The organism is Methylovulum miyakonense HT12 (genome assembly GCF_000384075.1).
Lineage (GTDB): Bacteria > Pseudomonadota > Gammaproteobacteria > Methylococcales > Methylomonadaceae > Methylovulum > Methylovulum miyakonense.
Genome location: NZ_KB913025.1, coordinates 1,012,213 through 1,026,264 on the forward strand (window position 1 = coordinate 1,012,213; position 14,052 = coordinate 1,026,264).

Genomic DNA, 14,052 nt, shown 5'->3' on the forward strand with positions numbered 1-14,052 from the left:
CAGGACAAGTGGTTGTGGCTGCCATGCCACTCCGGATCCTGTCGCCATGTGCACAAATGAATTCGTCGGCACAATGTAACTGCCGGATACAGGCGAACGGGACTCTTCGCTTACTTATTGCTTGACAGTTATGATTGATGTTTCCATTTGTCCATTTTATCAAAAGACCTCAAAACACATATAGAGAACAAAAATATGTTAGATGCCGTCCAACCCGATTTATTCATAAAATCCGGTCTATATCCTACTTACCCATTACAGGACACTGGTTCCGGTTATTTTTTTATAAAACACGATACAGGTTTGCCTTGTTATTTACAAAACAAGGGGAATAATGTCGCGCCCAATAATGGATGGGAAGCAAAATCAGTTCTAAAGCTAGGTGATGGCACATTGTATATTGTCTTATGGACGCATATAAATGGCAGTGATGATCTTTGGTTTTTAAATGATCAATTGACATTTTTCGCTAACGGAAATTTACTTAATGATAGCAAATACAACGATACACCATACGCTAAGTTATGGTCACTATATCTTAGCGATGTGTTATATAGGGTCTGGTATTCTTTAATTACGCCAAATTTGCTTCAAAACAATCCTGATTTTTCGCCATCTGAACTATTCATTTCTAATAATGTTATTCAAAATATAAATCTAATCGTCAATCCGTTTACCTTTCCCTGTCAGTTTATAGATCTTTCAGCGGCAAACGACCAAACCGATTTATTTAATGACGTTTATCCATCAATTACAAAAAATTATTTGATGGATGCGCTATCATCTTTTTCTTCCTATACTGAAAATTGGCAAGACGAAGCCATAATAAACGGCCATGTTGAAATAAAATGCCCGTTTACGGGTAAATTAATTCAAAGTAATGACTCACTTCTTCTATCAACCTCCACTGTTATGTACAGATTTCAGGCTGAAAATGAAATCTTTTTTTTAATATGCCATTCTCATTTTAATGTTAAGTATGCTATTTTTTTTCCAAAACAGCATGTAATTTTTTTTCGGGGGGTAAAACAGGGAATTTATATAAACCAAAAAATTATAGACGCAGGTTTGTTAAAAGTTTTAAAGGATTGGCATTTAATAAAACCTTATCTCATAAGCGAGTCGGAAAAAACGCCAGTAAGCTTTTGTGAATACAGCCATGTAGGCCACAATCTATGGAACGAATTATCTGCCATAGAAAGGATGGACAAGCGTCATGCTTTAGATAAACTGGATAAATTTTACATATTTCAAAATAGTGAAATTTATGCTCCTATCGATATTTTATTCCCCGCATTAAAAGGAAAAAATTATAAAATAGGCTCCAATATGTTAGCCCATCACATTTATAAAGACCTCCATTTATTGGTTAAACCAGGCGATCAATATATAAGTAAAAGCCTTACTAAAAAAATTATTGATTATTCAAAACTTGGATATGAAGAATATTCCGATGAATTTAGTTGTTTTTCAAAAAAGCATTTTAGTATTGTCATATTGTTCACATTGAGATTCGATAATAGAAGTTGGATAGACCAAGAAAGTGGCATTTGTAAAGTTATCACCAAATTATCCGAAAACCATCATGGCAACATTGCGCTAGTAATTGACGGACATAATGTTAATAGCTCAGGTAGCAAAATGAAAAGCCATTCAGAATCTTTGATTAAATCAAGCAAAGGTGTTGACTTATTTGATACTGAATATGAAACCGCAGAACGCATTAAAGAAGCACTCACTTCAAATGCCATAACCGTATTCAATACGATAGGTTGTAGTGTCAGAGAAAGTATTAGCTGGTGTTTGCAAAGTGATTTTTTCGTAGCCCCATGGGGAGCTGGGCTGGCAAAATGCAAATGGGTAGCTAACATGCCAGGGATAGTGTTTTCTAATAGAAAAATGTTAGCGCATACGGCTGGAGACTTACATATTTATGATGACCCCAAATACCTTGAAGGCGCGATGCCTTGCGAATATATTGACCTAACAGAAATAGAGGATATAGACGAGGTTAGCATTATACATGGGCCGCGAGCGAACTTTAACGTATCAATTGATGCGTTATATAAAAAAACCAGTGAAATGACCGAACGGTATGGGCGATTAAATGGGTTGTAAGATTATTCTTCAGATAACAGGGAAAGCATAATGTCATATTCTATAGCTATTATCGGTGCAGGTTGGTACGGCTGTCATCTCGCGTCATCACTTGATGCGTTGGGTATGGAGACCAAAGTATTTGAAATGAATGCCAGACCATTACATGAGGCGTCTGGTAATAATCAGTTTCGATTACACTTAGGGTTTCACTATGCCCGCCATTACAACACCCGAATGCAATCGCGTGACGGTTATATGCGCTTTATGGAACGTTATCCATCACTGAGCGGACAAGTCGTTAATAACATTTATGCCGTCCCTGAGCAGGATTCATTGATGGATTTTCTGACCTATCGGTTAATCATGACGGCTTCGGGGATTGATTTTTCCGAAGCGATTGACATTGATTTTAAGATAAACAATATCGAAGGTTATCTTGTCACTGAAGAACGGGTGTTACATACGGAAAGTGCGCGGGTTTATTTTAAGCAACGATTAGGCGATCGGTTAATCTTCAACCAAAAGATAGAGTCCATTGAAGAAAAGGCGGATAAGGTTTACGTCAATGGTGAATGCTTTGATTACGTCATTGACGCGACCTGGGGGCATTTCAGAAAGCCGCCCATGGAAGTGTTTTATGAGCCAACTATTTTGTTGTATTACGAATCAAAAGACACTAGGGAAATTTTCCCCGCGCTGACTTTTGTTGACGGCCCTTTGTGTTCAATCTATCCGACTGAAGAAGCTTCCCTTTACACCCTTTCCAGTGTGCCGCACACGCCAATAGGTCGATTTTCTTCTTCCTCAGAAGCAAGGGCGGTAAGAAATCAACTGAACCAAGAATTCGTAACTTCGAAAGTCAAACAAATGGAGGCACAAATTGCCCATTATGTGCCTGATTTTAATGAACGCTTTAGGTTTGTTGCGCCACAATTTTCCATTAAGACCAAACCTATCGCCAGTTACGATGACCGCTCATGCCATGTGTTTAAGCAAGGCCGGGTTTTTTCGGTAATGTCTGGAAAAATTGATACCGTATTTTTTGCAACGGAACGTATCTTATCGATGCTTGAATCTTTAGAAAATTTACAATTTGCTAAAGTACCTAGTATGTTAAGACAAGAAATTGGTTCTGCTGAATATTTTCAAGGGTAATATAATGACTAATGATTATAAAAGTGCACTTATCGGACACACCGGATTTGTCGGCTCTAATCTTGCGCAGGCCATGCCGTTCAATGAGCACTACAATTCCAAAAATATTGAAAATATTGCTGGAAAAACTTTTGATAAAGTTGTTTGCGCCGGGGTGAGTGCCGTCAAATGGTGGGCTAACCAGAACCCGGAACAAGATAAAGCGCAAATAGACCGCTTGCTAGGCTACCTTGAAAGGGTCAAAACTGATGTGTTTGTACTAATTTCCACGATAGATGTTTATCGTGAAATCAATGGCGTCAACGAAGACACCGATCCCAATCCTGATGGTTTGCATGTTTATGGACGCCATCGCTTATATGTAGAAGAATTTGTTAAACAACATTTTCCAAAATATCACATTATCCGGTTACCTGCGCTATTTGGCTCGGGACTTAAGAAAAATGTCATTTATGATTTCATGAATGCCAATGGGCTTGACGTTATTAATCCAAAATCGTCTTTTCAGTGGTATCCATTGCGACGTTTGCCTGATGACATGGCTATTATTGAAAAAGCCGATGTCCCTTTGATAAACCTGGCCGCCGAACCGATAGCAACAGGAACGATTAAAGATAATTATTTCCCCTCGATTGAAATCGGCGGCAACCCGGCTCCGGAAATGCATTACGATATGCATACAAAATACGGGCATTTATTTGGCCGCAACTCACCTTATGTGGTTGGGCATGATGAAATCCTATTTGAGTTATTTCGTTTTATTGAAAGCGCAAGGAGTCATGGCGAATGAAACTGGCAATATCTAATCTTGCCTGGGGGCAAGCAGAACAGGATGAAATATTTTCAATGTTGCCTGCCTTAGGTGTTTCGGGTGTGGAGGTTGCTCCGACCAAAATTGGTAGCTGGGATTCAATAACCCAACCCATGCTTGCCGATTTCCGAAAAAAACTTAATGGCATCGGTTTGTCTGTTAGCTCATTGCAAGCCATTTTCTTTGGCAACCCAGCTGCGCAATTATTAGGTAATGCCAGCGGCTTTGACATCATGTGCGCACATGTTGACAAACTTGCTGATATCGCCGCCGAGTTGGGTGCCGAAGTGGCGGTGTTTGGAGCCCCCAAAAATCGTCAGCGGGGTGAAATAGAAATGGAGGTTGCCTTGCAAATGGCCGCTGAGCGGTTCGCAAAATTAGGGGACATTTGCCAGGGGCGGATGAAAATAGGCATTGAGCCAGTCCCTCCCTTTTATGGTTCGGATTTCATTCTAACCGCCCGTGAGGATTTGGAACTCGTCAAGGCCATTAACCATCCCGCTATCGGTTTGCATTTAGATACCGGTTGTGTATTTCTTGGTGGAGACGCCATTGATGATGCAATCCGTGAGGGTGCCGTACATTTGATACATTTTCATATTGCAGAGCCTGAATTGGCAGATTTTTCATCACCCAAAGCAGCCCATACTTCTGCGGCAAGCGCTTTAAATAATGTTGGTTATGATCGTTGGTTATCCATAGAAATGAAGGAAAGCTCTGATCCCATTAAATCCGTAACTGAAGCAATCCGGTTTGTTCGCAATACATACAACGACCAGTAGAAATATGTCTGTATATGGAACGAGATAACAGTAAAGAACGGTTAATAATGGTAGAGTTGACGGCAATTTTTGATACTGCGGAAATGATTGAAAATTGGTCTGAGCCATTAGAAAAATTAGAATTAATGGCAATATCAGGGGATATTAATCCTCTGCCGGATTGGCTGGCAGTAGAAATTATCTGGATGAAAGTTCAGTTTGAACAACAGTTGTGCCATTCCGAACTGCCCGCACAACAAAAGGATGCCATTGAAGAATCCTTTGCCGCCTTGAAAAAACTGGCCTGTTGGCAGTTGGTTGTTGATTTCGACCAGCACTTTCCTTTATTGGACTGTCAGTATTTGCACGAACAGGGCATTAAAATTGAGATAAGTAGCTTAAGTCAATTTTTGGCGCATCCTAATAGCAAAAAAATATCCCCACACCGTCTATTTAATGCTACCCGTTATAAAAATATCGAAAAGCTTGATCTGCATCCGCACCATCCCTTAGTGCATTTTTTCAGGCATTCCAACGGTTACCGTGACAAATCACCGACCCCAAACTATTTATTTGATTGTGATTGGTATCGGAAAAATTATCTCCAAGACCAGCCCTTCAAAAATCCGCTACTACATTATCTGGCACATTTTCATGAGGAAAATATCCAGCCTATTGAACATTTTAGCAATGAGCATGTGCGTCAATCCCAAAGCCTACCCGCAGATATAGATCCGTTAGCTTATTATCTTACACAATTACAACGCCAAGGCGTTGAGTTCCGGCGCCATGGTTTTTCACCGTGCCCCTATTTCGATAGGGCATTTTATTTGGCAAATTACCAGGATATAAAAATTGCCAACGAGACGGACGGCCTCGACCCATTTCATCATTTTTCCGTTACAGGAAATAAAGAGGGCAGAAAAGGCCATCCTTGGTTGTGCCAAAATATGGCATCCCCGTCCATGGTCGAACAATTTTCGGCTAACAGAAAGCTGGCGGTATTAATTTTAGGTATGCACCGTAGCGGGACTTCGGCGGTAACCCGGATGACAAATCTATTGGGTTTAGACGTGACAACTGACTTGATGCCCCCTACACCCGCTAATCCGACAGGTTATTGGGAATCTGTCGAGTTAAGGGAATTACATGATGAAATACTTTCTGCATTGGGTTCTAGCTGGGATGATATATTGCCAATCAATGCCGATATTTTTCAAACGCCTGAAATTGACCGTTATAAATTCCTTTTAACCGATTATATTGTTAGAACTTTTAGCGGCTCACAGCGGTTTGTCATCAAAGACCCGCGAATGTGCAATCTAATGCCTTTATGGCTTGGAGTATTGGAAGGCTTAAATGTGGAGCTAAGGGTCATCATGCCTTATAGGCACCCTCTTGAAGTTGCAAAATCCTTACAAAATAGGGAAGGGTTTACGCTAGAAAAATCATTTTTATTATGGTTACGGCACATCTTAAATGCCGAGCGGCATACCCGCGGGATCAAACGGTGCTTTGTCAGTTATTCCCAAGCATTAACAAACCCTGAAAAAGTGATCCAAACCATCACCGGGCAATGCGAAATAGACGCACCTAATATTCAAGAAAGTGAAAAACAAGTTAAAGGGTTTCTTGACGGGCAACATTATCATCAGCGGATAACTGACACGGACTTAAGCGAAGCGGATTTCCCAGGTTGGGTATCGCAGGTTTTTGAGATTCTGGATAAATGGTCCGCGCATAAAGATGACGGGCAACAACTCCAAGGGCAATTTAATCGTATTTCGGATGAAATGGCACGGGCAGACAGCCTGTACGGCAGCATAATTAGGGACAAAAATAACGACTTAAAGCAAGTGTCATTTATGCAACAGCAGACTGAAAAGCAGGGAAGGCAACTGACCGCACAGATCAATAAATTGTTTGAGCAAGAAGAGATTCAGCAAATTATCAGAAAAACGGCTTAACCCCATATTAATGGCGCCTTATTGATAATAATATTTCCCCCATTAATTCCGGCAATACCCCCCCAAAATTTTAGTTTGATGGTTTCATACATTTGCACAGGCTAAATGGAATGGCTTTCGGTTATAATCCAACGCTTAACCACACCTTGCTATGCTTGGGTTCCAGCAATAACAGCCTGTGCCAACAACCATGACCCCAGAACAATTCGCTATTTACGCCCGACAAGGCTATAACCGCATCCCGGTTAGCCGTGAAGTCCTCGCCGATTTGGATACGCCATTAAGCGCTTACCTTAAATTGGCGGATGGTGCTTATTCCTACCTCTTTGAATCCGTCCATGGTGGTGAGCAATGGGGGCGTTATTCAATTATCGGCTTGCCTTGCCAAACCGTCGTCAAGATCACTGGCAAAGACATCCGTGTGGAACAAAACGGCATGTTGTCAGAAAGCGTAAGCCATGATAATCCGCTGGTGTGGATCGAACAGTTTAAATCGAATTATAAAGTCCCCGATGTTGAAGGGCTGCCCCGTTTCTATGGCGGCCTAGTCGGTTATTTCGGTTATGAGACCATTGCTTACATTGAACCCAGGGTTTGTAAAGCCACCAAGCCAGACCCGATCAATTGCCCTGATATTGTCCTGATGGTGTCGGAGGATATGCTGGTGTTTGATAATTTGTCCGGCAAAATGCTGCTCCTGACCCATGCCAACCCAGAAGCAAGCGACGCTTATGGGCAAGCGGCCACGAGGCTGGATGACCTGGCCGTAAGGCTCCGCACTTTGCAAATCAAAACCGCTCCGTCCCATCAGCCAAAAACGGTTGATGAGGCCGATTTTGTCTCGGGTTTTACCCAGCAAGGTTATGAGGATGCCGTACGCAAAGCCAAAGAATACATCACCGATGGCGACATCATGCAAGTGGTCTTATCACAGCGCATGTCCATACCGTATACCGCAACCCCGCTGAACCTCTACCGTGCCTTACGCTGCCTGAACCCTTCGCCGTATATGTTCTATTTGAACCTGGACGATTTCCATATCGTGGGTTCGTCGCCGGAAATTTTGGTGAGGCTGGAAGACAACACCGTGACCGTGCGCCCGATTGCCGGAACCCGCCGCCGTGGGACAACGCCTGAACAAGATTTGGCTTTGGAAAAAGATTTGTTGGCCGACCCGAAAGAAATTGCCGAGCATTTGATGCTGATTGATTTGGGCCGCAACGACACCGGACGGGTGGCGGAAATCGGCAGCGTGCAATTGACCGAAAAAATGATCGTCGAACGTTATTCGCATGTCATGCACATCGTCTCCAATGTGACCGGAACCCTCAAGGCCGGGCAATCCGCTTTTGATGTCTTGGCGGCGACCTTCCCGGCAGGCACGGTAAGCGGCGCCCCCAAAATTAGGGCAATGGAAATCATTGATGAATTGGAGCCCGTCAAGCGTGGCGTCTATTCCGGTGCGGTCGGATACATTTCCTGGTCGGGCAACTTGGACACGGCGATTGCCATCAGGACGGCGGTGATTAAGGGCAATACCCTGTATATACAAGCCGGTGCGGGCATCGTCTACGATTCGGTGCCGGCTAGCGAATGGGAAGAAACCATGAATAAGGGACGCGCTATTTTCCGTGCGGCCACGATGGCGGAAGCCGGATTATAAGGAGACGTTATGCAAGCAATAAAAGTCGTCATGATCGATAATTACGATTCCTTCACCTACAATTTGGTGCAGTATTTTGGCGAACTAGGGGCCGATGTCACCGTCGTGCGTAACGACCAAGTGACCGTTGATGAAATCCAACGGTTATGCCCTGACAAAATCGTCATTTCGCCCGGCCCCTGTTCACCTAAAGAAGCGGGCGTATCGGTTGAGGCCATCCTTAAGTTCGCGGGGCGTATCCCTGTGCTGGGCGTTTGCTTAGGGCATCAAAGCATTGGCTATGCGTTTGGAGGCCAGATCATCCATGCCAAACGCATCATGCATGGCAAAACCTCCCTGGTCTATCATCATGATGTGGGCGTATTCAAAGGCCTGAGCAACCCATTCACCGCCACACGCTACCACTCCTTGGTGATCGGACAAGATAGCCTACCTGAATGTCTGGAAATTACGGCATGGACTCAAGACGAAGGGGGCAATATTGATGAGATTATGGGCGTGCGCCATAAGACCTTGGATGTAGAAGGGGTGCAGTTCCATCCTGAGTCGATCTTGACCGAGCATGGCCATGACTTGTTGGATAACTTCCTGAAACGCTAGATACCCTTAAATCATCAGCCTGTAGTTGGTTTCAAGCTTGCCAATCCATTTGCCAGTCACATGTCATGGACACAACCACCTCATCTAACGGCACCATCATGATTGTCGACGACACGCCAGGCAATCTGGCGTTGTTGTCTGACACGCTGTCGGAAGCCGGATACCGGGTGTTGGTTGCAACCGATGGCCTGGCGGCCATAGAACAAATCGGCTATTTAAAACCCGACATTATCCTCATGGATGTGGTCATGCCCGGTATAGATGGTTTTGAAACCTGCCGCCGCCTTAAATCCGACCTCACCACAACAAGCATCCCGGTATTGTTCATGACCGGCCTGAGCGAACTGGATAATTTATTGCGCGGTTTTGATGAGGGTGGTTTGGATTATATTGTCAAACCCATACGCCCGCCTGAAGTGTTGGCCCGCATAGAAGTGCACTTGGCGCTGGCGAGGGATAGGCAGCGGGCGGAAAACGCCTTGAACCAAAGCCCCTTTTGCGCACTTGCAGTGGACCATGACGGTTCAATTACTTGGCTGACACCGGCGGCGCGGGCCATGCTTGCAGATTTTATACAGAACGCCCCCATAAACGTAGGTGGCCATTTGCCGAAACCCTTGCTCGAATGGTTTAAAAATGGCCGCCAAAATGCCGACGGGCTAGCCGATGAGTACCGCACCCATACCGGTTTTAGCATCAGAATGGCCGCTTGCCAGAATGTAGGCGAATATTTGCTGTTGCTAAAAAAATGCTCTGGCGAATGGAATCTGGAATCGTTAAAAGATGCGTTGGGGCTGACGTTCCGTGAAGCAGAAATATTAATGTGGATCTCACGCGGAAAAACCAACAAAGAAGTCGGCTTGATCCTGGAAAGCAGTCACCGGACTGTCAATAAACATTTAGAACATATTTATGAAAAGCTCGGTGTCACCACCCGTGCCGCCGCCGTCGCCATGGTGCTACAACGTACCGGTGCATATTGACGCCAATGGTCACTGGCCAGGCGGGGTTTTCTTGTCCTCGGCCTGTTTCTTAAATTCGGCGGCTTGCCCGTTGAGGTATTCAACCATGTCGTCATGCTCCTTCTTCTGGGCATTGACCGAATCGGTTATTTTTTTCATATCCGCATTGGCGTCTTTTGTCAGGCATTCAAAGTAGGTTGCCGCCTCTTCCCGCTGCCAAGCGTTAAACGCGGCAATGCTATCGTTAAATTCGGCAATGGAATCGAAATTCAAGTCAGGTGTTTCTGGCTTATCCCCACAACTGCTGGAAGTCCAGCCATCTTTTTTAAGCGTACCGGCGTTGGCGCTTAAAGTTGCCACACACAAGCCAGCAAGAATAGCCAAACGGTTTTTTGTCAGCATCTGATTGGTTCCTGATTAATAAGTTGTTGGATAAAATTTTGTGCGGGTGACGGATTATACGTCATGGCACTTTTAACAGGGCGCCATAGACCCCCTCTTCCGGCCTGCGGTTTTCTGGAAATATCCGGGCGTTTTTTGAGCCAGCCATTCCCCATCGGGCTAACCCATTAGCATTGATTTAGGCTAATAACCAAAATCACGCATCCGACAAAAGCCCCATTTCCCCACGGGATTTTAGATTTTCAGAAATCGAGCCCCGTACCTTTATTTGCTTTTATAAGCCACATCCATCGTCCCTATGGGTCTGAGCGATGAAGTATAGTCGTTTTTTTTGTAACAATGGGCATTTTCATGCCAAACCACCAGCAAGCCATAATCTGGCCATAGCTGTTAACGATAAAACAGTAGCGGTGCAAGCTGTTTCTTGCCGTACACAGGAGCTTGGCTTCCAAATTAGCGAACCCATAAATTTCCAATGCAATAACGCTTGTCCCCGCTGCTTACGGCAGGTATAGTCAAGAAGATAAGTAAATTTCCTAACATAGATTAAGCGCCGCTTTATTAAAGCCCCTATCTCCGATTGGTATAAACCGCGTAGATTAAAAACGCCGGCCTGATCACTTATCAACTCATGATTGTTTCTTCAAACTAATGCGAGAGGACAAGTTCTATGGATAAAAACAATAGCGTTGATTTCATTACCACTTTATTGGGTAATGTTTACCGCACCCTAAAAAATTGGCTAAACGTGCTGTTTGGGCCATCTTCCAAACCCGTAGCTAACCCATCAACCAGCAATCCACCTTCCAACCCATGGCGGATACCTGCTTTCGTATTGCTGTTTTTCGTCATCCTGTCGATATTCAACACCTTCAACGCAATGGATGGCGATGAAATCTCCTACAGCCAGTTCCTAAATGATGTTAAATCAGCAAAAATCGACAAGGCAGTTGTCACCGAGCATTACATTTCCGGCACCATCAAACCCGACAAAGCCGATCAAAATCCGCGGCCATTTTTAACCATACCACTGTGGCAAAACGACCTGGCAAAATTGCTGCAAGAAAATAACGTGGAATATGTCGTCAGGAGCGGCGAAAACTGGCTGGGCAACTTCTTTTTGAATTGGGTTATGCCGATTTTGCTCCTGATCGCGCTCTGGTCTTGGATGATGCGCCGCACCACCGGTATGCAAAAAGGCTTTTTAAATTTAGGCAATAAAGCCAGTATCCAAGCGGATAACTTGCCCAAAGTGACGTTTGAGGACGTGGCGGGCGCCGATAGCGCCAAGCAAGAGCTTAAAGAATCCATCAAATTTTTAAAATCGCCCGAAAAAATCCAAAAACTAGGCGGGCACATGACCAAAGGCGTGTTGCTGGTCGGCCCGCCAGGAACGGGGAAAACCTTGTTGGCCCGCGCCATGGCGGGCGAAGCGGGCGTGCCCTTTTTCAACATCAGCGGTTCCGAATTTATCGAGCTGTTTGTCGGCGTCGGCGCGGCGCGGGTGCGCGAGCTGTTTGAACAAGCCCGCAGTAAAGCCCCGTGCATTATTTTCATAGACGAACTCGACGCGATAGGCCGTTCGCGTAGCGGGCCAACGGCAATAGGCAGCCATGACGAACGCGAACAAACCCTTAACCAGTTATTGACTGAAATGGACGGTTTTGACACCTCTTCAGGCGTGATCGTCATGGCGGCGACCAACCGCCCGGAAATCCTCGACAAAGCCCTATTGCGCGCCGGACGCTTTGACCGCCAAATCATCGTCGACAAACCGGATTTGCAAGACCGCATCGAAATCCTCAAACTGCATATCAAAGGCATGACCTTGGCAAAAGACATTGACGTGACGGTCATCGCCAAACGCACACCGGGCTTGGTCGGCGCAGATTTGGCCAATATCGCCAATGAAGCAGCGATTATCGCCACCCGTTTGGATCATCAACAAATCGAAATGGCGGATTTTGAAGCGGCGATAGACCGCATTTTGGCCGGGCCCGAAAAGAAAAACCGCGCCTTGAACACCGAAGAAAAACGCCGCGTCGCCTATCACGAAGCCGGACACGCGCTAGTCGCCGAACGTGTCCCCACGGGCCAACCCGTCCACAAAATCTCCATCATCCCGCGTGGCGTTTCAGCCTTAGGTTTTACTTTGCAATTGCCGATCGAGGAAAAGTTTTTGCTGACGGAAAACGAGCTGAAAGACCAACTCGCCATCCTCCTGGCCGGACGTATCGCCGAGCGGATTGCCCTAGGCAACGTGTCAACGGGCGCGCAAAATGACCTGGAAAAAGCCAGTGACATCGCCCGCAGCATGGTGTGCAGCCTAGGCATGAGCAAACGCATGGGCGCGGTGACCTACGGCAAACGCCAACAAATGCAATTTTTGGACAACGAAGTTTCCGAATACCGCAATTACAGCGACGAAACCGCCCGTATGCTGGACAATGAAACCCTGGAGTTCATAACAGAAGGCGAACAACGCGCCACTGAAATCATCAACAACAACCGTAGCGTGTTGGATGCCTTGGCGAACTTGTTGCAGGAAAAGGAAGTGGTGCAGCGGGAAGAGTTTATGTCTTTGTTAGGTTAGCAATGATCATCGGCCACGCCCCTTCAGGATACATCATGGCGTCGCTGCTGGGTGGCAAGTTTTCAGCGCGGGGCATTTCGGCCAAGTTATCCATTGTGGGCGTGGCCGGCGCGTTAGCCCCCGACTTGGATATGCTTTATTTCCATCTCGCAGACCATCGCCAACACCACCATCACACCTACCCAAGCCATTTCCCTATCGTTTGGTTAAGCCTGTTAATCGCATCAAGCGCTTATTTACGCCTTAACAAAACTAGCAAAGCCGCCGCACTGGCTTTCATGTTTTGTCTTGGCGGATCCTTGCATATCGTCCTGGATAGCATCGTCGGCGACATCTGGTGGTTCGCCCCCTTCCTTGACCGCCCGTTCACGCTCTTCACCGTACCTGCGCTATACCAGCCGTGGTGGCTAAATTTCATCCTGCATTGGTCATTTGCGCTGGAGTTGGCGTTGTGGGTTTGGGCTTTATTGATTTATCGAAAACAATCTTACCAATTGCTCAGAACTTAGACGTTTCACTCACAGGATTGAAAACAGCGATATTTTCAATTTCACAGATTGCTATCATCGCCTCATCAGACGTGACTAATGTCACAGGCTGTCGGTTTTTATCAGATAACTCGCACACTAACGCCAAATGAACCGCATCAAGGGAATCAATTTTTTGTTTTTGAATGCCGTATTTATAAGTAAGCTTTTGGGCGACGACTAATACATGGGCGGTTAGTGGCGTTGTTTCCAAGTGCAACCCAGAATCTTTTAGAGCTCTTCTGAGTTTCTTCAAAATCAACTCGATATTGCGTTGCTGGTCTGCCAATGTCTCCCCAAAAATTTTACATTTTTGGTTATCGCGGTATTTTTTCAACAGCGTGTGCCAGCAAAGCAAAATTGGAACAATAAAAAATCCCCTCCCCGCTTTGTATCAATGACCTTACCATTTCCACACCATCTTCTTGCTGGGAATGCCTTGCCAGATATTCCTGATAAAACGAATACTTGATGATGGCGTTGGCATCCAGATAATACAGTTTCGGCATGG

13 protein-coding genes are annotated in these 14,052 nt (G+C 45.3%); 10 read left to right on the forward strand and 3 right to left on the reverse strand.

All coding sequences use genetic code 11. The features are described 5' to 3' along the window. Window positions 1-195: 195 nt before the first annotated feature. From METMI_RS0105340 to METMI_RS0105375, 8 genes are all read left to right on the forward strand, one after another. Entirely contained in the window at window positions 196-2,118 is a 1,923-nt protein-coding gene (locus METMI_RS0105340; RefSeq protein WP_019865227.1) for a hypothetical protein, read from the forward strand. Between the two features lie 30 nt (window positions 2,119-2,148). After that, complete coding sequence (locus tag METMI_RS0105345; protein ID WP_029151493.1) at window positions 2,149-3,255, forward strand: FAD-dependent oxidoreductase; 1,107 nt, start codon at window positions 2,149-2,151, stop codon at window positions 3,253-3,255. A gap of 4 nt (window positions 3,256-3,259) precedes the next feature. Then, window positions 3,260-4,045, forward strand: coding sequence for an NAD-dependent epimerase/dehydratase family protein (locus METMI_RS23210; RefSeq protein WP_019865229.1), 786 nt, complete (start codon window positions 3,260-3,262; stop codon window positions 4,043-4,045). Next, on the forward strand, window positions 4,042-4,848 hold the full coding sequence (locus tag METMI_RS0105355) for a sugar phosphate isomerase/epimerase family protein (protein WP_019865230.1): 807 nt from the start codon (window positions 4,042-4,044) through the stop codon (window positions 4,846-4,848). Before METMI_RS23210 ends, METMI_RS0105355 begins: the two co-directional genes overlap by 4 nt. 14 nt (window positions 4,849-4,862) lie before the next feature. Continuing rightward, window positions 4,863-6,794, forward strand: a complete 1,932-nt coding sequence (locus METMI_RS25315; RefSeq protein ID WP_156829775.1) for a sulfotransferase family protein — start codon at window positions 4,863-4,865, stop codon at window positions 6,792-6,794. A gap of 190 nt (window positions 6,795-6,984) precedes the next feature. Further along, window positions 6,985-8,457, forward strand: a complete 1,473-nt coding sequence (gene trpE, locus METMI_RS0105365) for an anthranilate synthase component I (RefSeq protein ID WP_019865232.1) — start codon at window positions 6,985-6,987, stop codon at window positions 8,455-8,457. 9 nt (window positions 8,458-8,466) lie between these two features. After that, a complete protein-coding gene (locus METMI_RS0105370) occupies window positions 8,467-9,057 on the forward strand; it encodes an anthranilate synthase component II (RefSeq protein WP_019865233.1) in 591 nt (196 codons plus the stop codon). A gap of 65 nt (window positions 9,058-9,122) precedes the next feature. Then, on the forward strand, window positions 9,123-10,040 hold the full coding sequence (locus METMI_RS0105375) for a response regulator transcription factor (protein WP_019865234.1): 918 nt from the start codon (window positions 9,123-9,125) through the stop codon (window positions 10,038-10,040). A 9-nt stretch (window positions 10,041-10,049) separates the two neighbouring features. Here the strand turns inward: METMI_RS0105375 and METMI_RS0105380 are convergent, their stop codons facing one another. Beyond that, window positions 10,050-10,421, reverse strand: coding sequence for a hypothetical protein (locus METMI_RS0105380; RefSeq protein WP_019865235.1), 372 nt, complete (start codon window positions 10,419-10,421; stop codon window positions 10,050-10,052). A gap of 670 nt (window positions 10,422-11,091) precedes the next feature. Between METMI_RS0105380 and ftsH the strand changes: the two genes are divergently transcribed. Beyond that, window positions 11,092-13,014, forward strand: a complete 1,923-nt coding sequence (gene ftsH, locus METMI_RS0105385; protein ID WP_019865236.1) for an ATP-dependent zinc metalloprotease FtsH — start codon at window positions 11,092-11,094, stop codon at window positions 13,012-13,014. Window positions 13,015-13,016: 2 nt separating this feature from the next. After that, complete coding sequence (locus METMI_RS0105390) at window positions 13,017-13,523, forward strand: metal-dependent hydrolase (protein WP_019865237.1); 507 nt, start codon at window positions 13,017-13,019, stop codon at window positions 13,521-13,523. Here METMI_RS0105390 and METMI_RS0105395 read toward each other — a convergent pair. Together METMI_RS0105395 and METMI_RS0105400 are read right to left on the reverse strand one after the other, a co-directional pair. Next, window positions 13,513-13,878 (reverse strand): PIN domain-containing protein, encoded by a 366-nt coding sequence (locus METMI_RS0105395; protein ID WP_019865239.1) that lies wholly within the window; start codon window positions 13,876-13,878, stop codon window positions 13,513-13,515. The two genes, METMI_RS0105390 and METMI_RS0105395, sit on opposite strands and share 11 nt — an antisense overlap. After that, window positions 13,859-14,050, reverse strand: coding sequence for a hypothetical protein (locus tag METMI_RS0105400; protein WP_019865240.1), 192 nt, complete (start codon window positions 14,048-14,050; stop codon window positions 13,859-13,861). Before METMI_RS0105400 ends, METMI_RS0105395 begins: the two co-directional genes overlap by 20 nt. Between the last annotated feature and the right edge of the window lie 2 nt (window positions 14,051-14,052).

Excerpts from the sequence above, each read along its gene's own strand:
- METMI_RS25315 (WP_156829775.1), top strand. The coding sequence starts at position 4,863 with ATGGAACGAGATAACAGTAAAGAACGGTTAATAATGGTAGAGTTGACG.
- METMI_RS0105340 (WP_019865227.1), top strand. The coding sequence starts at position 196 with ATGTTAGATGCCGTCCAACCCGATTTATTCATAAAATCCGGTCTATAT.
- METMI_RS0105400 (WP_019865240.1), bottom strand. The coding sequence starts at position 14,050 with ATGCCGAAACTGTATTATCTGGATGCCAACGCCATCATCAAGTATTCG.
- trpE (WP_019865232.1), top strand. The coding sequence starts at position 6,985 with ATGACCCCAGAACAATTCGCTATTTACGCCCGACAAGGCTATAACCGC.
- METMI_RS0105345 (WP_029151493.1), top strand. The coding sequence starts at position 2,149 with ATGTCATATTCTATAGCTATTATCGGTGCAGGTTGGTACGGCTGTCAT.
- METMI_RS0105380 (WP_019865235.1), bottom strand. The coding sequence starts at position 10,421 with ATGCTGACAAAAAACCGTTTGGCTATTCTTGCTGGCTTGTGTGTGGCA.
- METMI_RS0105375 (WP_019865234.1), top strand. The coding sequence starts at position 9,123 with ATGGACACAACCACCTCATCTAACGGCACCATCATGATTGTCGACGAC.
- METMI_RS0105390 (WP_019865237.1), top strand. The coding sequence starts at position 13,017 with ATGATCATCGGCCACGCCCCTTCAGGATACATCATGGCGTCGCTGCTG.
- METMI_RS0105370 (WP_019865233.1), top strand. The coding sequence starts at position 8,467 with ATGCAAGCAATAAAAGTCGTCATGATCGATAATTACGATTCCTTCACC.
- METMI_RS0105355 (WP_019865230.1), top strand. The coding sequence starts at position 4,042 with ATGAAACTGGCAATATCTAATCTTGCCTGGGGGCAAGCAGAACAGGAT.
- METMI_RS23210 (WP_019865229.1), top strand. The coding sequence starts at position 3,260 with ATGACTAATGATTATAAAAGTGCACTTATCGGACACACCGGATTTGTC.
- ftsH (WP_019865236.1), top strand. The coding sequence starts at position 11,092 with ATGGATAAAAACAATAGCGTTGATTTCATTACCACTTTATTGGGTAAT.